At 64.1% G+C, this 22594-nt stretch carries 18 protein-coding genes and 1 pseudogene; 4 read left to right on the top strand and 15 right to left on the bottom strand.

Annotated elements, in window-relative coordinates; translation table 11 throughout:
* Positions 1–28 precede the first annotated feature (28 nt).
* On the top strand, positions 29–1630 hold the full coding sequence (locus BG57_RS04005) for an ABC transporter substrate-binding protein (protein WP_152562506.1): 1602 nt from the start codon (positions 29–31) through the stop codon (positions 1628–1630).
* 377 nt (positions 1631–2007) lie between these two features.
* Here BG57_RS04005 and BG57_RS04000 read toward each other — a convergent pair whose 3' ends face one another.
* The 3 genes from BG57_RS04000 to BG57_RS03990 form a co-directional block, all read right to left on the bottom strand.
* Positions 2008–2337, bottom strand: coding sequence for a hypothetical protein (locus tag BG57_RS04000; protein WP_035960314.1), 330 nt, complete (start codon positions 2335–2337; stop codon positions 2008–2010).
* Between the two features lie 164 nt (positions 2338–2501).
* Complete coding sequence (locus tag BG57_RS03995) at positions 2502–2684, bottom strand: hypothetical protein (protein ID WP_035960313.1); 183 nt, start codon at positions 2682–2684, stop codon at positions 2502–2504.
* A 197-nt stretch (positions 2685–2881) separates the two neighbouring features.
* Positions 2882–3628, bottom strand: a complete 747-nt coding sequence (locus BG57_RS03990; protein WP_035960312.1) for an SDR family NAD(P)-dependent oxidoreductase — start codon at positions 3626–3628, stop codon at positions 2882–2884.
* Positions 3629–3845: 217 nt separating this feature from the next.
* On the opposite strand from BG57_RS03990, the gene BG57_RS03985 reads away from it, so the two are divergent.
* Positions 3846–4982: a CaiB/BaiF CoA transferase family protein gene (locus BG57_RS03985; RefSeq protein ID WP_035960310.1), complete on the top strand. Its 1137-nt coding sequence runs from the start codon at positions 3846–3848 to the stop codon at positions 4980–4982.
* Positions 4983–5015: 33 nt separating this feature from the next.
* Positions 5016–6160 (top strand): annotated as a pseudogene (locus tag BG57_RS03980) (acyl-CoA dehydrogenase family protein).
* Between the two features lie 118 nt (positions 6161–6278).
* Here BG57_RS03980 and BG57_RS03975 read toward each other — a convergent pair.
* The 9 genes from BG57_RS03975 to BG57_RS03935 form a co-directional block, all read right to left on the bottom strand.
* Positions 6279–7181 carry an SDR family NAD(P)-dependent oxidoreductase gene (locus tag BG57_RS03975; RefSeq protein ID WP_035960309.1) on the bottom strand — a complete coding sequence of 301 codons (903 nt, stop codon included), beginning with the start codon at positions 7179–7181 and terminating at the stop codon, positions 6279–6281.
* Positions 7182–7231: 50 nt separating this feature from the next.
* Positions 7232–7687, bottom strand: coding sequence for a MaoC family dehydratase (locus BG57_RS03970; protein WP_035960308.1), 456 nt, complete (start codon positions 7685–7687; stop codon positions 7232–7234).
* Positions 7684–8838: an acyl-CoA dehydrogenase family protein gene (locus tag BG57_RS03965; RefSeq protein ID WP_035960307.1), complete on the bottom strand. Its 1155-nt coding sequence runs from the start codon at positions 8836–8838 to the stop codon at positions 7684–7686. The genes BG57_RS03970 and BG57_RS03965 overlap by 4 nt, the downstream gene beginning before the upstream one ends.
* Positions 8839–8851: 13 nt before the next feature.
* Positions 8852–10051, bottom strand: a complete 1200-nt coding sequence (locus BG57_RS03960) for an acyl-CoA dehydrogenase family protein (protein WP_035960304.1) — start codon at positions 10049–10051, stop codon at positions 8852–8854.
* A gap of 11 nt (positions 10052–10062) precedes the next feature.
* The gene (locus tag BG57_RS03955; protein ID WP_035960302.1) at positions 10063–11244 is read right to left on the bottom strand and encodes a lipid-transfer protein; all 1182 of its coding nucleotides are present in this window, start codon (positions 11242–11244) and stop codon (positions 10063–10065) included.
* Positions 11245–11372: 128 nt separating this feature from the next.
* Positions 11373–12392, bottom strand: coding sequence for an MBL fold metallo-hydrolase (locus tag BG57_RS03950; RefSeq protein WP_308743643.1), 1020 nt, complete (start codon positions 12390–12392; stop codon positions 11373–11375).
* 140 nt (positions 12393–12532) lie between these two features.
* The gene (locus BG57_RS03945; RefSeq protein ID WP_035960300.1) at positions 12533–13675 is read right to left on the bottom strand and encodes an acyl-CoA dehydrogenase family protein; all 1143 of its coding nucleotides are present in this window, start codon (positions 13673–13675) and stop codon (positions 12533–12535) included.
* A 28-nt stretch (positions 13676–13703) separates the two neighbouring features.
* Positions 13704–14945: a thiolase family protein gene (locus BG57_RS03940; RefSeq protein ID WP_035960298.1), complete on the bottom strand. Its 1242-nt coding sequence runs from the start codon at positions 14943–14945 to the stop codon at positions 13704–13706.
* A 27-nt stretch (positions 14946–14972) separates the two neighbouring features.
* Positions 14973–15743, bottom strand: a complete 771-nt coding sequence (locus BG57_RS03935) for an enoyl-CoA hydratase/isomerase family protein (protein WP_035960296.1) — start codon at positions 15741–15743, stop codon at positions 14973–14975.
* Between the two features lie 185 nt (positions 15744–15928).
* Here BG57_RS03935 and BG57_RS03930 point away from each other — a divergent pair, with 185 nt between their 5' ends.
* Positions 15929–18631: a winged helix-turn-helix domain-containing protein gene (locus tag BG57_RS03930; RefSeq protein ID WP_035960293.1), complete on the top strand. Its 2703-nt coding sequence runs from the start codon at positions 15929–15931 to the stop codon at positions 18629–18631.
* A 17-nt stretch (positions 18632–18648) separates the two neighbouring features.
* Here the strand turns inward: BG57_RS03930 and BG57_RS03925 are convergent, their stop codons facing one another.
* From BG57_RS03925 to BG57_RS03915, 3 genes are all read right to left on the bottom strand, one after another.
* Complete coding sequence (locus BG57_RS03925) at positions 18649–20082, bottom strand: DUF1254 domain-containing protein (protein WP_229753953.1); 1434 nt, start codon at positions 20080–20082, stop codon at positions 18649–18651.
* Between the two features lie 102 nt (positions 20083–20184).
* Positions 20185–21729 carry a DUF1254 domain-containing protein gene (locus BG57_RS03920; protein ID WP_081850830.1) on the bottom strand — a complete coding sequence of 515 codons (1545 nt, stop codon included), beginning with the start codon at positions 21727–21729 and terminating at the stop codon, positions 20185–20187.
* Positions 21730–21796: 67 nt separating this feature from the next.
* Positions 21797–22588, bottom strand: coding sequence for an SDR family oxidoreductase (locus BG57_RS03915; protein WP_035960470.1), 792 nt, complete (start codon positions 22586–22588; stop codon positions 21797–21799).
* Between the last annotated feature and the right edge of the window lie 6 nt (positions 22589–22594).

Here is a 22594-nt window from a genome sequence, read left to right as displayed (position 1 = left end):
CGCAACACACCGTTCATGCGCCGCGCCGATGCGTGCGCTCGCACTGTCCGCCTTGACCGTCCTCGCAATGAGCGCCGCGCCGCCATCCGCACAAGCCGCGAGCAAAACGCTCGTGTTCTGTTCCGAAGGCAGTCCCGCCGGGTTCGATTCCGCGCAATATACGACCAGCACCGACTTCGATGCGGGCGCGCACGCCGTCTATGACACACTGGTCGAATTCAAGCGCGGCACGCTCGATCTCACGCCGGGTCTTGCCGTGACATGGGACGCGTCGCCGGATGCAAAGACGTTCACTTTCCATCTGCGTCATGGCGTGAAGTTTCAGTCGACTTCATACTTCAAGCCGACGCGCGACTTCAATGCGGACGATGTCGTGTTCACGTTCAAGCGAATGATCGATCCGAACGAACCTTTCCAGAAAGCGCATCCGGTCAGCTTTCCCTATCTGACCGACCTCGGGTACGACAAGAACATCGCGTCCGTCGACAAGCTCGACGATTACACCGTGCGCTTCACGCTCAAGACGCCCGACGTGGTATTCGTGCGCAATGTCGCGATGGAGTTCGCATCGATCGTATCGGCGGAATATGCCGCGCAGTTGTTGAAGGCCGGCAAGGTCGAAGACTTCAATCAGAAGCCAGTGGGCACGGGCGCTTTCGTTTTCCGCGATTATCAGAAAGACTCGACCATTCGCTACGATGCGAATCCGACTTTCTGGAACCGGAAAGACGTGCATATCGACAAGCTTGTCTTTTCGATCACACCCGACGCCGCCGTGCGCGAACAGAAACTCGAGAGCGGCGAATGTCAGATTACGTCGTTCGCACGCCCCGCCGATATCGCGAGTGCGAAGAAGAAGCCGAATCTCGCCGTACTGTCAGGCGTGGGATTCAACGTCGCGTACGTCGGATACAACACGACGCATAAACCGTTGGACAACGTGCTGGTGCGTCGCGCGCTCGACATGGCAATCGACAAGCAGGCGATCATCAAGTCCGTGTACGAGGGCGCCGCCACGGTCGCCACCAATCCGATGCCACCCTCGCAATGGTCGTATAACAAGGCGCTGAAGGACGCGCCGCGCGATCCCGCACGCGCGCGAGCGTTACTGAAAGAGGCTGGTTTCCCCGATGGCTTTACGATCACGCTTTGGGCCATGCCCGTGCAGCGCGGCTACAACCCGAACGCGCGGCTGATGGCGCAGCTCATCCAGTCCGACTGGGCGAAGATCGGCGTGAAGGCGAACATCGTTACGTACGAATGGGCCGAGTACAACAAGCGCGCCAAGACGAACGGCGAGCACGACGCCATCCTGTATGGCTGGCTCGGCGACAACGGCGATCCCGACAACTGGCTCGGCACGACGCTCGGCTGCGACGCCGTGCATGGCAGCAACATGGCGAAGTGGTGCAATAAACAGTTCGACGATCTGCTGGCGAAGGCCCGGCTCGATACGGACCAGAACGCGCGCACCAAGCTCTATGAAGAGGCGCAGGTGGTTTTCAAAGACCAGGTTCCTTATACGCCGATCGCTCACGCCGACACGTTCCAGCCTATCTCAAAGCGCGTGCATGGGTATTTGATCAGTCCGCTGGGCGGGCATCGGTTCGATGGAATTACATTGGACTGAGTAAGATCATCATCGCAACCGAAGTGCCGGTCTTTCGATGCGCTTGCGTTTCTTTACTGCTGATTGAACCGGGCCCGACGAACCGGTAAGCGTGAAGCTTCGACAAGCGTCGTGGCTCTGATGCCGCAGTACACGCCACGTCGACGGCTCACCTTAGCGCGACGGCGACGCGCTTTTGCAGGGCTTCGATGCGGTGTCGACGCGAGCGCGCATGGCTCGGCCGGGCGAGCAAATATCGTGCTCGCCCGGCCGAACATTCATCCGCGATTCAAAGCGCCTTGACGCGCCGGCAGCGGCAAAAGCCGTCTACGCGAAGAACAACAGGCTAAACGACCGCCGCGTCAGTGCAGCGGTCATGCGATACGCGCGAAACTGCGTTACTTGCCTGCCGGCGACTTCACGCCTGGCGTCGCGAGCGTATTGTTGCTGGTTGCAGGCGCAGCAGGCGCCACGTCGCTATTGGTGCTGCTCGGCAGGCCCGTACCCTTGGTGGACATGCCGCTCTCCGAATTGGTCATGCCGGGCGTGCCGTATCCGCCGGTCGCACCGTTGACCTGATTCGCCGGGCTGGCCGTGCTGCCTGCCGCGCCGCCGCCGTTCGCGCCTCCGCCTCCAGCCCCGCCCGCTCCGCCGGCTTGTGCATAAGCTCCGCCTGCCAGCGTCAGCGCCGCGACGGCCGCGACTAACGTGCTGATTGCCTTGTTCATGGTTCGGCCTCCTTTATCGGACAGAAATAAGGGTGCAGACGTTCGCCGCCTGCGCCAAAAAAGAGCGCAACGTTCGTGCCGCGGGGGCGTAAGCGCATCGCCCGAGAAAAAAGCGCGCGTGCGTGCGCGGATGTTTGCCGGCCATCCGCGCACGGTTCCGCCGGTTACTTCGACCCGTGCTGCTGCTTCGCGCCTCCTCCAGCGCCCTGACCCTTGCCGGCCTTGGTGTGATTCGCAGCGTGCTGTCCGCTGCCGGGCTTGTCGCTGGATGTAGTCGCCGGCTTGCCGGAATTGGCTTCAGCCTTGGCGTCCTGTTCGGTTTGACTGCTGGGCGGTGCGGTCTTCATGGCGTTCATCCTCTTTCATTGCATGACGTCGGAAGCAGATCGACCGGCCGGCGAATCGCCGGACGCGCCGTCCGCACGACGTTTTTTGCAAGCGTCGTTCCAGCGTTGCCGCTTGCGAATCGGGAATGAAAAAGGCCCGCTCGACAGAGCGGGCCTGTAACACCCCGGCTTCGCAAACCGCCGTGTTCGAGCAACTCTCAGCGCACCCCGCAATCGATATCGATCGTCAACGCATTCAGATACGCGTTCTCGACGATATGCCGCACCAGCCCCGCGAACTCCTCGGCCTTGCCCATCCGCTGAGGGAACAGCAACTTGCCGAGTATGGCGTCGGATACTTTCGGCGGCATGCCGGCCGACATGCCCGTTTCGAACAGCCCCGGCGCGATCGATACCACGCGAATGCCGTGTTCGGCCAGATCGCGTGCGATCGGCAGCGTCATGCCGATGACACCCGCCTTGCTCGCGCTGTAAGCGGCCTGGCCCATCTGCCCCTGCCGAGCAGCGCCCGATGACGTGTTGACGATCACCCCGCGCTCCCCGGTATCGTCGGGATCGTTCTTTGTCATGGCGAGCGCCGCGTGGCGGATCACATTGAACGTTCCCCTTAGGTTGACGGCAAGCACGCGATTCCAGAGATCGGACGGAAACATCTCACCCTTCGAGAGCGTCTTGCATGGACCGAGGATGCCCGCGCAATTGACCGCGACATGGACGCGTCCACGCAGTTCGACGACCCTCGCAATGCCCCGCTGAACGCTATGTTCGTCGGCGACATCGACGGCGATGCCCGTCATCTCGGGGCCGAGCGCGTCATCGAGTTTCGCCTGGTCGAGATCGAATCCGACCACCACGGCCCCGGCCTTCGCGAGGCCCTTGCACGTGGCAAGGCCAAGCCCCGAAGCTGCGCCCGTCACGATCGCTACCTTGTTCGTCAGATTCATTGGCTTCCTCTTCTTGCCATTGCATTGCACTTGCCCGAAGCGACGCGGTCATGCATCACCCGATTGCATAACGCACGCGCCGCACACGCGGTTCTCTTGCGGCAACGATCGAAGATTAAGACGCGCGACTGGTTTTCCGCCCCCTCAAGAATAGGGGGCGTCACGCATCTTTCCGCTGTCTATCATTGGCCGGATCAAAAATCGTTCGGGACCGCCAATGACATCAGCGACATCACCAAGACAAGGCCCGCTCGCCGGAATCCGAGTGCTGGAGATAGCGGGCATCGGTCCCGGTCCGTTCTGCGGGATGCTGCTCGCAGATCTCGGCGCGGATGTCGTGGTGGTCGAGCGCATCGAGGCCGCCGCCGATGCGCTCGATCTCGGCAGCGTGCAGATCGCGAATCGCGGCAAGCGCTCCGTCGCCGTCGATATGAAGTCCGCCGAGGGCGTGCAGACCGTGCTACGGCTCGTCGAACATTGCGATGCGCTCATCGAGGGCATGCGTCCGGGCGTCATGGAACGGCTGGGCCTCGGCCCCGATGTCTGCCTCGAACGAAATCCGCGTCTGGTCTATGGGCGCATGACCGGGTGGGGGCAACATGGTCCGCTGGCTCACGCCGCCGGCCACGATCTCAACTACATCGCGCTGTCCGGCGCGCTGTGGTACGCCGGCCAGCCCGGCGAAACGCCGGTCACGCCGCCGAGCCTCGTCGGCGATGTGGGCGGCGGGTCGATGTATCTCGCCGTCGGCCTGCTTGCCGGCATCATGCATGCGCGCGCGACCGGCAGCGGACAAGTCGTGGACGCCGCGATCGTCGACGGCAGCGCACACATGACGTCGCTCCTCCTCGCGCTGAAGGCGTCCGGACAGATGAGCACCGAACGCGGCCAAAGCCTGCTGGATGGCCCGCACTGGTACAACACCTATCGCTGCGCGGACGGCGAGTGCATCTCGGTCGGTTCGCTCGAGCCGAAGTTCTATCGCGAGTTGCGTCAGAGGATCGGTCTCGAAGCCGATCCCCTCTTCGACGATCCCTACGATGGCCGCGCATGGCCCGAACTGCGCGAGCGATTCGCGGAGCTTTTCGCAAGCCGCAGCCGCGACGACTGGCGCGCGCTACTGGAAGGCACCGACGCATGCTTCGCGCCGGTGCTGAGTCCGGACGAAGCCGCCAATCATCCGCATATGCGCGCGCGCGAAGTCTACACACGCGAAGACGGCGTGCTTCAGGCAAGCCCCGCGCCGCGCTTCTCGGCGACGCCGCCCGCCCGCCCCGGCCCTATCCCACGACGCGGCGAACACAACCAGGCGGTGTTCGAAGACTGGACGACCCACTCGACGCATCGCTCATAACCGGCACTCTTCGACCGACAAAGGCGGACCCGCATGACCGACACCACCAACCCATTCTTCACCGAACAGCAGACGCTAATCCGCGATAGCGCGCGGCGCGTGGCACGCGAAATCGTCGCGCCGACGGCTGCCGAACGCGATCTGACATCGGCGTGGCCGCGCAAAGAGTTGAAGGCGCTCGCCGAACTCGGCTTCCTCGGCATGCTGATTCCCGAGCAATACGGGGCACCGGCGCGGGCGTCCTGGAGTTCTGCCTCGCACAGCACGAAATCGCCGCGGTCGATGCCGGCCTTGCCACGATCGTCCACGTGCACAACTTCACGGCGTTGACCATCGCCGAGCACGGCACGGAGGCGCAGAAGCAACGCTATCTGCCCGCGATGGCGAGCGGCGAATCCATCGGCGCGTTCCTGCTGACGGAGCCGCATGCCGGTTCCGACACCGCCGCGCTGCGCGCCACCGCCCGGCGCGACGGCGATCATTACGTGCTCAACGGAACCAAGCAGTTCATCTCGAACGGCAGCGAAGCGGGCGTCGGCGTGGCGTTCGCCATCACGGACAAAGCGGCCGGCAAGCGCGGCGCGAGCACGTTCATCGTCGACCCGAAGGAGCCGGGTTATCACGTCGCGCGTATCGAGCACAAGCTCGGGCAGCATACGGCCCACACCGCGCAGATCGTGCTGGAGGACTATCGCGTGCCGGCGTCTAACCTGCTGGGCGGCGAAGGCGCTGGCTATCGCACCGTGATGGGCGGCGTGTCCGACGGGCGCATCGGCATTGCGTTCATCGCGGCGGGCGTCGCCCGCGCGGCACTCGATGCAGCCGTCAAGTATGCGAAGGAGCGCGAAGCGTATGGCGCGCCGATCATCAAGCTACAGGGCGTCGCCTTCGATCTCGCGGACATGGCCGCGCAAGTGGACGTGGCGTTCGAGTACTGCCTGCATGTTGCCCGTCTGCGCGACGCGGGGCTCGACTGTATCAAGGAAGCCTCGATCGCCAAGCTCTTCGCGAGCGAGATTGCCGAGAAGGTCTGCTCGGATGCGTTGCAGATTCATGGCGGCTACGGCTATCTGACCGACTTCCCGGTCGAGCGATATCTGCGCGATGTCCGCATCTGCAAGATCTATGAAGGCACCAGCCATATTCAGAAGCTGATCATCTCGCGCAACCTGGGGTGAGCGCATTGCCGGGCGCGGATGTCGCGCCTTGCAATTCAGAACTATTCGGAACTTCATGCGATACCTGCAAAAAAGCCGCCGCCCGTTCCCGGGCGGCGGCTTCGCTTTATACAAGGCCCTACTGCCCGCAAACGAGCTTCAAAAATGCCTGCACCTGATGCCCCGATTCATCATAAGGACGCGCCGAACTCCAGTTCGCGATCTCGCCGAAATGCGCGGCGACACCCTCGGGCGTCACGTCCTGATCCGCGAGCAACACTGGCGCCGTCTCGACCACCGTCGCCGCTGCGAACGCGCCGCCGCCCACCGCGATGATCGTCTTCGAGGGCGCATCGTCGCTGGCGAGGAAGAGCACGGCCGGCGTCACGCGCTCCGGCTGGATGCGTTGCAGCATGGCTTCGGGGAGGATATCGGCGGTCATGCGCGTGGCCGCGACCGGCGCGATCGTGTTGACCTTGATATTGCTCTTGCGGCCTTCCGTCGTCAGTGCGTTCATCAGGCCGATCACGCCCATCTTCGCCGCGCCGTAGTTCGCCTGACCGAAGTTGCCATACATGCCCGACGAAGACGTCGTCATCACGATGCGTCCGTATCCCTGCTCGCGCATCAGTTCCCAGACCGCTTTCGAGCAGTTGATCGCGCCCATCAAGTGGACGTCCAGCACGGCCTTGATATCACCCATTTCGAGCTTCGCGAAGCTCTTGTCGCGCAGAATGCCGGCGTTGTTCACGAGGATATCGACGCGCCCGAACTCGGCCGCGGCGCGCTCGACCATCGCGCGCACCTGATCGTAGTCGGCGACGTTCGCGCCGTCCGCAATCGCGGTGCCGCCCGCCTTGCGAATCTCGTCGACGACCGCGAGCGCGGCATCGGACGAACCGCCGGTGCCGTCGCGCGCGCCGCCGAAATCATTCACGACCACCTTCGCGCCGCGCTCCGCGAACGCCAGCGCGTGCGCGCGACCGAGGCCCGCGCCCGCGCCGGTCACGATGGCGACTTTCCCGTCGAAACGAATGCTCATGCTGTCTCCTGTTTTAGTGTCCGAATGTCACGTTGTGGTTGGAAAATCATTCAGGGAAAGAGCCGCACGATGGTTTCCGCGACGCACGCCGGCTTGTTCTGGCCTTCGCATTCGACCGTCATTTCGATCTTGAGCTGCGCGCCCCCGCGATCGACCGCCGTCCACTCCATCAGTTTGAGATGCGCGCGCAGCCGGGTGCCGACCGGAACCGGCGCGATGAAGCGCACCTTGTCGAGCCCGTAGTTGATGCCGCTTCGCGTTTCACTGATCCGGAACGCCGTCGCCATGAAGGCGGGCAACAAGCTCAGCGTCAGAAAGCCATGCGCGATGGTGCCGCCGAACGGCCCTTCTTTCGCGCGTTCGACGTCCACGTGAATCCATTGATGGTCGCCGGTCGCCTCCGCGAACTGATTGACGCGCTGCTGATCGACCAGAAGCCATTCGCTCGTCCCGATCGATTCACCGGCGAGCGGTTGCACATCGACGATCTTGTCAAAGCTCTTCATGCGTGTTTGTCCTCCTGAAGCAGTTCTTTTTGCAGTTGAGCGGCGCATAGCGAGTCGTGCTGGTCGCTGGTGCCGAACAGCACGTCCGCGACGACCGCGCGCTTGTAGTAATGGCCGACGACGTACTCTTCAGTCATGCCGATGCCGCCGTGCAACTGAATGGCCTGAGCGCAAACCGCCCGCGCAGCCCGGCCGATGACCGACTTCGCCTGCGACACCGCAAGTAGTCGCGCAGGCTCGGTGTCGTTTTGAATCGACGCGACGAGCGCATAGAGCATCGACCGCGCGATCTCCAGGTCCGCCGCCATGTCCGCGATACGGTGCTGCAATGCCTGAAAGCTGCCGATCGGCACGCCGAACTGCTTGCGCAGCTTCAGGTAGTCGGCGGTGAGTTCGATGGCCTTCTCCATCCCGCCGACGAGTTCCGCACACAGCGCGGCGGTCGCATGTGCGAGACCGTGCCGAATGGCCGCGAGTCCCGCGCCCGGTTGACCGAGCACCGCATCACGCGTGACGGCCACGTTGTCGAAGCTCAGTTCGGCGGCGAAGGTGCCATCGTGCAGAGGAAGCACGCGGCGCGAGAGGCCGGGCGTATCGGCGTGAACGAGGAACAGCGTGATGCCGTCGGCGTCCGGCGTGCGCGCGGAGACGATGAAGCCGTCGGCATCCGCGCCGCCCAGCACGAGCGTCTTCGTGCCGCTGATCGCATAGCCATTCGATACAGGCCGCGCCCGTACTTCCACCGGCTCGGGCAAGCCTCGCGATTGCGCCTCGCCGTATGCGAGCGCCATGCGCAGCGATCCATCGGCGAGTTGCGGCAGCCATGACATCTTCTGCGATTCAGTGCCCGCCGCCAGCAAGGTTTGCGCGGCCAGCACCGCGCAGCCGAGATACGGTTCGAGCACCAGTGCGCGGCCAAACTCGCGTGCAATAAGCACTGTGTCGATCAGCGTGCCGCCGAGACCGCCGCACGACTCGGGCAACGCGGCGGCGAGCCAGCCGTTGTCCCCGAAGGTTTGCCAGTGCGCGGGATCGCACGTCGAATGCACGCTGATGAGCGTGGTCCGCGCCTCGAAGCTGTATTCGCGTTCGACGAAACGCCGCACGCTGTCCTGCAGCAGTTGCTGCTCGGCATTGAGATTGAAGTCCATGATCGATCCTCGCTCAGAGTTGGAACAGCATCTTCGCGATGATTCCGCGCTGAACCTCGTTCGTGCCGCCATAGATGCTCGACGCGCGGCGGAAGAACATGTCGTTGGCAATGCCGCGTCCCACGTCCTGCTGCGGCAACGGTTCGCCGAGGCAGGCGTCGTGCGGCTCGGGATAGGCGACAGCGGCGTAATCGCCGAGCGCCTCCGTCATCAATTCGGTGATGCGCTGCTGCGCTTCGGTGCCGCGCACCTTGAGGATCGAACCCATCGCGTGCGCCAGCGGACTGTGATCGGATTCCATCGCTGCAACGCGCTGGACCATCATCGCGATGGCGTTCACTTCGGCGTCGAGACGCGCCAGGCGCAACGCGAACGCGGGTTGCGCGATGAGCGGTTCACGGCCCGCGCGCTGTGCCGCCGCGAGCGTGCGCACGCGGGACAGGCCGCGACGCAGAATCGGCAGGTCGGCGGCGCTCGCGTGCTCGTTGTTCAGCAGGAACTTGGTGATCGTCCAGCCGTCCCCTTCAGCGCCGATGCGGTTCGCAACCGGCACGCGCACGTTGTCGAAGAAGGTTTCGTTCAGGTGATGACAGTCGTCGATACTGCGAATCGGCCGCACGGTGATGCCCGGCGTCTTCATGTCGACAAGCAGAAAGCTGATGCCCGCCTGCTTCTTGACGGTGGCATCGGTGCGGACCAGCATGAAAATCCAGTCCGATTCGTGCGCGTAGCTCGTCCACGTCTTCTGGCCGTTGACCACATAGAAGTCGCCGTCGCGCTCGGCGCGCGTGCGCAACGATGCCAGGTCCGAGCCCGAACCCGGCTCCGAAAACCCCTGACACCAGAGGCGCGATCCGTCGAGAATGTGCGGCACGTGCTCGGCCTTCTGCTCGGCGGAAGCGAACGCGTTGAGCGCCGGGCCGAGCAGCTTCTGCGCGAAGCCGTCCTGCGTCGGTGCGCCCGCCGCGACGCATTCTTCGTCGAACACAAGACGTTGCAGCACGCTCCAGCCCGTGCCGCCGTCCGCTTTCGCCCAGTACGGCGCACCCCAGCCCTTGCGATTCAGAATCTGCTGCCAGCGCGCGAGGTCGGGGCGCATCGAGCGGACGCTGCCGACCGGCTTGTTCGCGAGATCGGGCGGAAGATCCTCGCGCACGAACGCACGCACTTCCTCACGAAAGGCGTCGAGTCCGGCATCGTGTTGAAAATCCATCGGCGTCTCCCTCAGTTGCGGTACATCGTTAACACGCATGCGCCGCCAATGCCGACGTTGTGCTGCAACGCGACCCGCGCGCCTTCGACTTGCCGTTGCGCAGCGTTGCCGCGAAGCTGCTGAACCAGCTCGGTACATTGCGCGAGGCCGGTCGCGCCGAGCGGATGCCCCTTCGACAACAGCCCGCCCGATGGATTGACCACATACCGGCCGCCATAGGTGTTGTCGCCATCGTCGATGAATTTCGCTGCGCCGCCTTCCGGGCACAGACCGAGCGCTTCGTAGGTGATCAGCTCGTTGTGCGCGAAGCAGTCGTGCAACTCGACCACGTCGACGTCTTCCGCGCCGATGCCCGCCGCTTCGTACACTTGCCGCGCCGCATTCTTCGCCATGCCGAAGCCCGCGACGTCGCGCAGGTCGTCGCCTTCGAGCGATTCCGGGCCGTCGGTGGTCAATGCCTGCGCCGCGATCCACACGCGCGTATCGAGGCCATGCCGGCGCGCGTAATCTTCGCTGCACAGCACCGCAGCCGCCGCGCCGCAGGTCGGCGGACATGCCATGAGGCGCGTCATCACGCCGGGCCACATCACCTGATCGGCCATCACGTCTTCCGTCGACACGACCTTGCGAAACACCGCGAGCGGATTGTTCGCGGCGTGGCGGCTCGCCTTCGCGCGGATCTTCGCGAAGCTCTCGAGCGGCGTGCCGAAGCGCTTCATGTGCTCCACGCCCGCACCGCCGAAGATACGCAGCGCCGGCGGAACATCCGAAGGCACGCCCAGGCGGTCGCACTGTCTCAGAAACAGTTCCGACGGTAACGGTCGATCGTTGAAATAGGAGCCAAGCGCGCCGGGATTCATCTGCTCGAAGCCCACCACCAGCGCGATGTCGAGCGCGCCCGCCTCGATGGCCTGACGCGCGAGAAAGAGGCCCGTCGAACCGGTCGAGCAGTTGTTGTTCACGTTGATGATCGGCAGGCCCGTCATGCCGACGTGGTAGAGCGCGCGCTGGCCCGCCGTGGAGTCTCCGTAGACGAAGCATGCATACGCCTGCTGGATCGTCTGATAGGCGACGCCTGCATCGGCCAGTGCGAGCTTTGCCGCCTGCGCGCCCATCAGGTCATAGGTTTCGCTTGCGCCCGGTTTTCTAAACGGGACCATCCCCACTCCGGCGACAACGACTTTGCGCGTCATATCTTCTCCTCCAGTTGTTTCAATGCGAGTTTCGACGCAGTGGCAGGTCCCCTGCGGGCGCATCTGCGCGTTCATCGCATGCAATCGCATACCACAACACCCCGTGCGAATCGCAATGGACGCGCGCTTCATTGCGCGCCACGAGGAAGTTGAGGAATGCAATCGCCTCGCCGGTGGCGAGCGTATAGTGCATCAGGTCGCTGGAGTCGACGCTCTTTGCGAAGAGCGTACCGAAGAGGTCGACCCGCGCGCCTCGGCTCACATAGGCGCGCGTGCAGCCGGCCGATCCCGCGCATCACCCCCTGCGCTAGCCGCTCCAGCCTTTGATGCAAGCCGATGAAGGGTTCGTTGTGCGCCGGCAGCACGAGCACGTCGGCGGGCAGGGATGCGTTTAGTTTCCCGATCGAATCGAGCCATTCGCCGAGCGGATCGGCATGCGGCTCGATCGGATGCACCGACACGTTCGACGAGATGCGCGGCAAGACCTGATCGCCCGAGATCAGCACGCGAAGCGCCGGACAATAAAGGCAAGCGTGCTCAGGCGTATGTCCGCGACCGACGACCACCTGCCACTCGTGTTCTCCGATGCGCAAGCGCGCGCCGTCCTCGAGTCGCCGGAAGCTGTCCGGCAACGCATACACCATGCGCCCGGCGCGGCCATATTGGGCGCGGTATCGGCCGATCGCGGCTTCGTCCCATCCCGCCCCGCGATAGAAGCGGACACCGTCCGGCGGCGCCTCGCGGCCAACGTTCGCCACGTTCGACCGGCACGTCAGATACTCGACGCGCGTCATCCACAACGCGCAGCCGAAGCGTTGCGTCAGCCATCCCGCCATGCCGACATGGTCCGCGTGCAGATGCGTGACGAGCACGCACGTCACTGCGCGCCCGCCGAGCGGTCCGGCGAGCAGCGCCTCCCACTGCGCATCGGCGCCTGGTGCGAACAAGCCGGTATCGACGATCGCCCAGCCGTCGCCGTCTTCGATCGCCCAGACGTTGACATGCAGCAGCGAGCCCGGCAACGACAGGCGCATCCACAGGACGCCGGGCGCAACTTCGAGCGCCCCGCCCGATGGCGGCGCTGCGTCGAACGGATAGCGCAACGCGACGCCCGACGCGGGCGAAATCAGCGAATCGTCGGGGCTCATACGCACTCCAGGATTCGGCTACGGTCCGAAATCTCGCATGCCGTGAGCGAGATTCGAAAAAAAGGTTCTTCGCCGCGCTGCGTGAAGAACCGCAAGAAGGCCGGCGTCAACGGGGACGGAGCGGACACCGGCCAGACCGCTCAAACGAAAGCGGCCACGCCGGTCAGCGCCCGCGCGATGATCAATTGCTGAATCTCGGTCGTGCCATCGGGAATCGGGATGATGATGGCCTCGCGCAGCAGGCGCTCGACGTTGAATTCCTTGGTGATGCCATTGCCGCCATGCAGTTGCACCGCGTCCCGACATACCTTGACCGCCGCTTCGGTGGCGAACGCCTTGGCCATCGACGCTTCCATGTCACAGCGCACGCCCGCATCGATCAATCCGAACACGCGCTGGCACATCAACCGCGAGGCGTCGAGCATGATCGCCATGTTCGCGATCTTCGCGGCGATCAGCTGATGCGCTGCAATGACCTTGCCGAACTGCTTGCGCTCCTTCGAGTACGCGATGGAATCTTCGAGCGCCGCGCGCATGATCCCGACCGACAGCGTGCCGACGTGCGCGCGCGCGTTTTCGAACACCTTCATCGTGTTGCGCAAGCCCTCGCCTTCCTCGCCGATCAGGTTCGTTGCCGGCACACGGGCGTCGGTAATGAAAATCTGCGCGGTCGATTGCGAGCCGAGCGCGATCTTCTCGATGTTGCGCGACTCGTAGCCATGCTCCTTGCGGTCAATCAGAATGTGCGACAGCCCTTTCTCGCTGCGCACGGTGCAGATCAGCACGTCCGAATACACGCCATTGGTGATCCACGTTTTCTCGCCGCTGATGATGAAGTGATCGCCGTCACGCACCGCGCGCGTCTTCAACTCGGCCACGTTGGAACCGACGTCCGGCTCGCTGATGCAGATCGAGCCGAAGATCTTGCCGGCGAGCGCGTCCGGCATGTAACGCTCACGCACTTCCGGGCGCGCGTTCACGAGCATCGCCGTGAGACCCATGTTCAGCATCACGCACAACGCGATGTCGCACGAGCATGCGACCAGTTCTTCGAAGAGCATGCCTTGCGTGGTGAAGGACCATCCCATCCCGCCGTAATCGACGGAAATCGTGCAGCCCGGCAACCCGAATTCCGCGATGCGCTGCGTCAGTTCGCGCATCCTTTCCTTCGGAATGAAGCGGTCCCGGTATTCCCTCGCGATCGGCTTGATTTCCGCTTGCAGAAACTTGCGGAAGCTCTCGACCGCGAGGTTCTGGTCTTCGGTGGGCAATTGGTACGGCATGTCGTGTGTCCCCTGATTCGTTTGTCTGTTATGCGCGTCCGAAGATGCCGATATGGTCGATGCTCTCTTCGACCCCCCACAGGCCGCCGCCGTTGCCCTGGATGGCGAAGCGTGCGCCTTCTACCTGACGCGGGCCGCACGCGCCGCGCAACTGCTCGACGAGCTCGAAAATCTGCCCGAGTCCCGTCGCGCCAATGGGATGCCCCTTCGATTCCAGCCCGCCGGAAGGATTGATCGGCAGACGGCCGCCCAGCGCGCTCTCGCCACGCTCGGCCATCGCGCCGCTCTCGCCCGGCTTGCACAGCCCGAGGTTTTCGCACAGCGCGATTTCGCCGATGGCCGACGCATCGTGCAGTTCCGCGACGTTGATGTTTTCCGGCCCGATGCCCGCTTCCTCATACGCGAGCTTCGCCGCATGCACGGTGATGTGATTCGCGAGATCGTCGCCGGCACGCTGCGATGCCGAACGCACGATGGTCGCCAGCACGCGCACGGCGCGATTGCGGTTGAAGCCGTAGCGGCGCAGCGCGGAATCGGTGCAGATGATCGCAGCGGCCGCGCCATCGGAGATGGGCGAGCACATCGGCAACGTGAGCGGATAGGTGATGGGCGGCGACGCGAGAATTTCTTCGATCGTCATCGCCTTGCGGTATTGCGAGCGCTCGTTATGGACCGAATGCCCGTGATTCTTCGCCGATACCGCCGCGAACTGCCTTTGCGTGATGCCATGACGCGCCATCAACTGGCGTCCGATGCCCGCGTAGACATCCATGAAGATGCTGTACGGCTTGGTCGACGTGGTGCCCTCGGGCACGGTCACGCCCCGGCCCAGTTCGACCATCTGTGCCGCGTTCGCCTCGGCGGTTTCGACGTCCCACGCGGAATCGAAGACGGAGAACATGCGCGCCTTGTCGTGCGAGTACATCTTCTCAGCACCGACGGCCAGCACGACATCGGCCATGCCCGCGCGCAACTGCGTGACCGCGAGATGGAACGCGCTGCTCGCCGACGCGCACGCGCTCTCGACGTTATGAATCGGAATGCCGCCGAACCCGAGCGGGATGAGCGAGACCTGACCGCGGATCATGTGCTGACCCTGCATGTGACCTTGCGTCGTGTTGCCGAAGTACGCGGCCTCGATCCACTTGCGATCGCAGCCCGAATCCTTCAGCGCGTCCTCGACGGCCCATGCGGTCAACTGCTTCACCGACTTGTCCAGATGCCGGCCAAACGGCGTCATCCCGACGCCGACGATGTAGATGTTTTCCATGTTCGCTCTGTGATTTCCCGATTGTTCTCAGCAACCCCTGAACTGCGGCTCGCGCTTCTCCGCGAACGCCCGCAGCCCTTCCTGAACGTCGTAGGAGCGCTGGTGATCGCGCAGTTCCAGCAACTCGTGACGCAGCGCATCGGCGGCGGATTTGTCGGGCGCTTCGCTCGCCACGCGTTTCATGCGGGCAAGGACGAGCGGGCTCTTCTTCGCGAACTTGTCGGCGAGCGCCTGTGCGCACGGCTTGAGTTCGCCATCGGCGAAGACTTCGTTGACGAGGCCATAGCCCTTCAACTCGGCGGCGGTCATCGAATCGCCGGTGAAAAGCAGATAACGCGCGACGTTCGGCGGAACCTTCCGCGGCAGGATGGCCGCGCCGCCTGCACCGGGAAACACGCCGAAGTTCGAATGCGCGTCGCCGAGACGCGCGGATTCGGCGGCCAGCACGACATCGCAGGCCATCACGACTTCGAGGCCGCCCGCCAGCGCAAGACCGTTGACCGCAGCGATGACCGGCTTCGGAAAGGCGCGCAAGGTATCGAAAAATTCGACGATCAATTCGAGGAATTCGCGTTTGTCCGGATGCGGCGGCTCCGCAGCTTCGATAAGATCGGCGCCCGCACAGAACGCGCGGCCATTGCCGGTCAGCACGACGACGCGCACCGCGTCGTCATTGCGCCAGGCCTTCAGTTGCGCGGTCAGGCCCGCGGCCATTTCGCGGTTCAGACTGTTCATGGCGGCCGGACGGTCCATCGTCAGCCAGCCTACCGAGCCGATCAATGCTTGCGAAAAACTCATGTCCCCTCCGAGTGGTGTCAGACGTTCTTGATGACGTTGCGGTTGTGATAAGTTAGGTTCCCCGACCTCATTAATCACCCCTCGTTGTGAGGGGGGGGCAACTAAGCGTCCGGATAAGACAAGGTTCTGGATAAGGATTGCTGACGGAGCGGTTCGCCCGCCGCTTCGCATGACTGGATGACGCTTTGACCACGCCTTTCACGAGACAGCTCGTTTCCACCCGGTTTTCGCCGCCGCGTATCGGCGCCAGGCACGTCACGCGTGCGGAGTTGCTTGCGCAACTGCAACGCATGCAGCATTGCCGTCTTGCGCTCGTGACAGGCAGCGCGGGCTATGGCAAGACCACCTTGCTCGCGCAATGGCGGCAGGCTTGCCTGAAAGCAGGGGCCGAGGTCGGCTGGCTTTCGCTCACGTCCGACGACAAGGGCTATGTCGATTTCTGCACCGCGCTCTTTTCGGCGATGCAGCGCAGCGGCCTTCCCGTCGAGATGGACCTGCCGCCGGAGGGCGCGAGCGCGGTCGCGATGGATACGTCGATCGCCGCGATTGTCGAAGCAGCGGTCGATCTGCCGAAGGACCTGTATCTCTTCATCGACGATTACCACTACGTCGAAGCTCCGCTCGCGCACAAGTTTCTGCAGAAGCTGCTGGATCATGGCCCCGGCAACCTGCATTTCGTGATCGCGTCGCGCACCGCGCCGCCGCTCGGCCTGAGCCGGCTGCGGATGATGGACCAGATCGTCGAAGTGGATAGCGCCGGCCTGCCGTTCGATCTGGCGGAAACCCGCGCATTCGTCGATGAGAACCTCGGCCCCGGCAAGGTCAACGCCGACGAGCTCGCGCTGATTCACGAACTGACGGGCGGATGGCCGTCGTGCATTCAGTTGATCGTCATCATGCTGAAGAACCGTCCGCAAACGCGCGCCGTGCTCGACGATCTCGTGTGGCGCTCCAGCGATTTGCAGACCTATCTGAGCGAAGAGGTCATGGCGCATCTGCCGGCGGGACTGGCCGAGTTTGCCGAGGCCTTGTCGATCTTCCGGCGCTTCAACGCTTCGCTGGCGCGCTTCGTCACGGGCGATCCGAATGCGGACGAGCTGCTCCGGCGCATGGAGGACGAAAACCTGCTGCTGATCCGCGTCGATCTCGACGACCGGCTGAGCTGGTTCCGCTTTCATCCGCTATTCGGCGAATTTCTCGCGACGCGGCTCGCGCGACGCGAACCCGGGGCCGTGCGCGAACTGCACCGGCGTGCGAGCCAGCGCTTCGCCGAACATGGCTTTCTTGCCGAAGCGGTGCGCCATGCGAGCGCCGCCGAGGACGTCGAATTCGCGGCGTCCGTAATCGAGCGCGCCGCGCCCGCCACGTGGAGCCTCGAATATCTGAGCCCGATGCTGCATCTGCTCGAGCAATTGCCCGAAGAGACCTTGCTGCGGCATCCACGGCTGTTGTTCTTCGCGTGCCTCGCCGTTGCGATGACCACGCGGCCGGCCAAGGCGAGCGCGTGGCTGGCTCAACTGGAAGCGAGCGATCTCACGGCGCACCCGGAAATCGCGCGCAGCCTGCCGATCATTCACGCGGCGATCGCGTTCCAGCACGACGATACGCAGCGCATGATCGAACTGCTCGAGCCGCATCGCGATGCGCCGCTCGAAAATCCGTTCCTGCAATACATGCTCGTCTCGGAGCTATGCGCGGCCTACAACGCCGCCGGCCGCTACGCCGATGCCCGCCGCCTCTTCGAGACCCAGCCGATTCCGCCCGCTGACGAGAACAACGACATGGCGCTCGTCGCGCAAGCGACGCTCGTCTCCGGCATGCTGATCGAAGGCAACGCGCTAGAGACGGAGCATTTCGGTGCGGCGCCGCTGACGCGATCCGTGCACGCAGTGGGACGGCATTCGATCAGCGCGAACATCTGCGCAAGCGTATTGGCCGATGCCTATTACGAGCTAGACCGCATCGACGATGCGCGCGAGACGATCGCCAATCGCCGGGGCCTGTTGCAATCCTCCGGGCCGGACATGCTCATCCGTGCTTCGCTGTGCCGCGTGCGGCTCGACCTGCTGCAGGAAAGCCCCGACGTGGCGCTGGCGTTTCTGCAGCGGCAAATCGCGCATCTGCGCAGCATGCGTCAGATGCGCGCCGTCGCGCACTTGCTGGCGGAACAGGTGAAGATGCTGCTGCTCAAGCGCGACCGCGCGCGCGCTCAGGAGGCGCTGGATTCGCTGGACAATCTCGCGCTGAGTCAACCCGCACGACAGGGCGTCATGGGCGAGATTCCGGCGCTCGCCGCGCTGGCCCGTGCCCGCGTGTTGCACGATGAATCGCCCGAAGAAGCCTTGCGCGCGCTGCAGGCCGCACGCAGCCACGCCGATGCGTTCGGCCGGGGCAGGCTCACGGCGCAAACCGACCTGCTCTCCGCCGTCGTCTATACCGATCTAAAGCGCACCGACGACGCCATCGTCTGCCTGGTGCGCGCCATCGAAGCCGGGCAGCGGCTGGGGCTCGTGCGGACGTTTGTCGACGAAGGCGCGCCCGCTGGCAAGCTGATCGCACGCATGATGCGAGAAAAAAGACTGGGTGGCCCTGCGCTGAGGTACGCGGCGGAGCTGATCGAGAAGTTTCCGGAATCCGTCGTCGCCGAAGGCCCCGCTTCGAGTACGCGCCGCGTGTCCGCTTCCAAGCTGCAACCGATGCTGACGCCGCGCGAAGTCGAGATACTCGGTCTGGTCGCGCAGGCGATGTCGAACAAGCGCATTGCGCTGGCACTCAACATCACGCTGGAGACGGTGAAGTGGAACCTGCGCAATATCTTCGCCAAGCTCGGTGTATCGAGCCGTTATGACGCGATGGTCTGGGCTCGGAAGCAAGAGCTTATCGAGTAGGCGTCGACGGTGAAGGCTTATTGCGCCTTGACGATCGCCGGCGGTGTCCACGCGCCGGCAGTTTCCCCGGCATCAGGCCAATAATTGCGCAACATCAGCGAGAACGGTGCACCCTTCGGCACCGGCAGCCAGTTCGATTCCTTGTCCGCGCCCGGAGAGTCCGGCTGCAGATAGAGCGTGAGCGAACCGTCGCTGCCGTACTGCATCGACTTGTTTCGCGTGCCGAGCGAATAGCGATTCAGCGCACTCGGCACGAAGAAGTGATGCTCGTCGTAGACCGTCAGCGACCAGAAGCCACGGGTCGGCGGTAGTTGCCCTTTGGCGAACGTGACGGTGTACGCCCCGGCGCCATCCAGCCGCGCACCGGAAGCATCCAGGTCCTGATAGTAGTAGCGCGTTTCGTTCGGCGCATTGACCAGAATGTTCGATCGCGCGACGGCGGTACGCATGAAATAGTCGGTGCCGAAGCGCGCGCCGTTGTCGACCGTTCGCCAGTAGTTTGGCAGCGGCACGCCCCAGTTGCGGAACTGCAGCAGCGGATCAACCACTTCCTTGTCCGCTTTCTGCGCCTCGTCGATCATCGCCTGCTTGAGCGCCGGTTCCCTGCGCGCCGCCGCAATGACAGCCAGCACCTGGGCATAGCGCGCTTCTTCGCCCGGCAGCGGCGGGGCGTCGGTGAGCACCGCCGGCAACTGGTCGAAGAACTGCTCCGGGCGCACCCAGCGCGCCTCGCCCGCGCCCGCATTGGCCGGGCGCGGAAACATGGGCAGCGTGCGCCAGTCGTGGCGCTTCATCTTGCCGTCGTACTCGGCAAGCGGATAGACATCGACATCGCGGATGAGCGTCTGAATCGCCGCTCTGTCTTCCGGCGTGTCTTCCTGGAAGATGCGCGGCACGACGAACGCGGTCGACGAAGTCGCGCGGAACACCCCGGCGATGTCCTTGGGCACCGTTCCGTTCCACTTCGGCCCGACGACCAGATAGAAGCCGGGCTTGGTGCCGTACATCGTGCCCAGACGCGCGAAATTATCCGTGCGGATATCGGCGAACTGATACACCCCCAAGCGCTTGCCGAAGTCGGGCACCTGCACGACGGCGGGGCTCACATCGAGCGCGAGGATGCTCGCACCATAGACCGTGTCCTGGTTCGGGCAAGCCACCCAGCGTTGCCCCGGCTCGATGTAATCGCTCAGCATCGAGAGCCGGTTGACTGGCGCGAGCGGAACGACGCCGCCGAACAAACCGGGCTCAGGAGCGCGCTCGAATGCAAGGCGGCGGTTGTAGATGTTGACCATCGGCCAGGCCCAGAACCAGGCGTCGCGCGCAACGAGCCGCGCGTAGCTCTCCGTGATGTGCACCGTGGTGTCGGGACCGGGCGGCTGCGAGGCGGCATGCAGCGGAGCGGCCTCGGTCGCATCGGCGCTTGCCACGGGCAGGTATAGGGCGAACAACGCGGCAGATCCAACGGACAGCGTGAGGGTGCGTAACTTTGGGGTTCGATGCATCATGGTGGTTCTCGTTTCTTGTTCCGCGTGGGCGTTGGCCGGGCGGTATTAGTTGACCCTTTCGATGTCGCCCGGCTTCCAGCTCTGGTCGAAATACGCCTGCGTCGGCCCGTACAGCCGCAACATCGCGAAGAAGCCCTTACCAGGAACGGTGTGACGCCAGTTGCGCTCCTTGCCCGGCGGCGCGTCCGGTCCGAAGTACAGGTCGACCGATCCGTCCGCGTTGCTCACCGGCTTGTCACGCGATCCGATGGACGGCAGCGGCTGTCCATTGTCGGGACCGGAGGCGGTTTCCGTGTCGTACAGCGTGACCGACCAGAATATTGCGGCCGGGACGTTCGGGGGCAAATGCAATCGATAGTTTCTTTCCCCGCTCAGGAAACGTCCGTCCCCGCTCTTGAACGCGGTCAGGAACGGCGCGCCCTGACCCGGCACGCTCGATCCCATCGCCGGGCTCGTGCCATAAACGATGCTGTACGCGGCGGTGCGTGCATCGAGATCGAGAAAGCGCCCGGCCTTGTCCGTCCACTCCCGGTCGGTGACGAAATTCCGTGTCGGCGTCACATATTGCCGGTCACTGTAGATCAGCCCGCCGGGCCGCTTCGCGAGTTCCTCGTACATCATCGACCGGCTCATCTTGAATGCGGTGCGCGCGGCGGCGTCGAGGATCGCGCGTGTATGCGCGTCCGGCTTGAACGGCTGTCCCTTGACGATGCCGATTGCCGCCATCATCCCGCGCCAGTCGGAATCGGCGGTGTCGAGCGGTTCGCTGTCGACGAAGCGCGCCAGCATGTCGAAGAAGCTGCCATCGGACGGGAAGAGCATGTCGACCGGCTTGCCCGATGCATCCGGAAAACGCATGGACGCGCCGGGCTTGCCGAGCGGATAGATTCGCGTCTGTTCGATCAGTCCGACCGACGGCGCGAGATTCTCCGGGTCCGCGAAGAAGGCGCGCCAGAACGCCAGCACGTTGTTGGTGCGGCTGCGGTAGACGAAGTATCCCTCCGGCGCCGCGCCCCGGTAGCCCGGCGGCAGCACGAGAAACTTGCCGCCCTTGCCACGGTCCGGGCCTGCAAAGCCGACGTCGCCCGCATACTGTTTTCCGTCGATGTCCGGGCCTTCGATCGGACGCTGCCAGAAATCGTTCAGGATGCCTTGTTGCTTCGGTGGAATTTCGACCACCATCGGACCGTCTCGTCCGAGGTCGATGTAGCCCATCGCATAGATGACGTCCGAGTTCGGCGTAGCGACGCGCGTGCGTGCATCGAGGCGCTTCTTCCACACGGGAAACACGTCGTATCCCGCACCGAACGCGCGTTCCGAGCTTTCCTTCATCGCGTACAGATTTACCACCGGCAGCGCCCACAAATAAACCTGCGTCGCGCGCTGGAACAGCAGTTCGTCCTTGAGCGCCGATGCCGCGCCTTTAGTCGGATAGCCCTCCGGGAACGGCAGGTCAGCAAGCGCGTCATACCGCGCGACGGGGGACTGCGCGTCGCTATCCGCGGCGCCGACGGTCGAAGAACAGCCGCTCAACAGCGTCGAAACGGTGACGCATCCGAGCAGCACGCGCGTCAAAGCGTGTCTGATCATGTGGCGACGAACCGATGTTTGCATGACTTCCCGTGCACTTGATTGATTTAATGCTCCAACGCCCATCTCACAGCACCGCGCTCACGCCCCCGTCCACCGCGAGAATCTGCGCCGTGATGTGCTTGCCCGCGTCGCTCGCAAACAGCAGCGCGGCGCCCTTCAGATCTTCATCGTCGCCGAGGCGATGCAGGGGCACGCGCGCGCACATGCGATCGGCGCCCCAGTTATCGAGCGAGCCCTGCGTCATCTTCGTCGGAAAGAAGCCGGGCGCGAGCGCGTTCACCGTGATGCCGTGCTCGCCCCATTCCGCAGCGAGCGTGCGAGTGAAGTTCACGAGCGCGCCCTTCGACGTGTTATAGGCGATGGTCTCCATCGTGCCCGGCGCATTGCCCGCGAGTCCGTAGATCGACGCCACGTTGATGACGCGGCCGCTGCGGCGCGGAATCATCGACAGTTTGCCGATGCGCTGCGTCAGCAGAAAGATGCCCCGGATGTTCAGGTTCATCACCTTGTCCCATGCTTCGACCGGAAAGTCTTCCGCCGGCGCGCCCCACGCGGCCCCGGCGTTGTTCACGAGAATATCGACACGCGAGAATTGCACGAGTGTTTCGTCCGCGAGGCGCGCAATGTCTTCTTCGCGCGCGGCATCGGCGGCGATCCAGTCGGCCGCGATGCCGCGCGATCGCAGGAGGGCGACGGCTTCCTCCAGCTCGCCGGTCTTGCGGGCCGAAAGCATCACCCGCGCGCCCTGCTCGCCGAGCGCTTCGGCGATTTGCAGCCCGAGTCCGCGCGAGCCTCCGGTAACGAGTGCGGTCTTGCCCTTCAGGTCGAACAGTTGCGATACGGTACGTGCTGTCATGCTCAT

It is taken from the genome of Caballeronia grimmiae, assembly GCF_000698555.1.
In the GTDB taxonomy this organism is placed as follows: domain Bacteria; phylum Pseudomonadota; class Gammaproteobacteria; order Burkholderiales; family Burkholderiaceae; genus Caballeronia; species Caballeronia grimmiae.
Note: the sequence above shows the minus strand (reverse complement) of the source record. Positions and strands in the feature narration are given on the sequence as shown.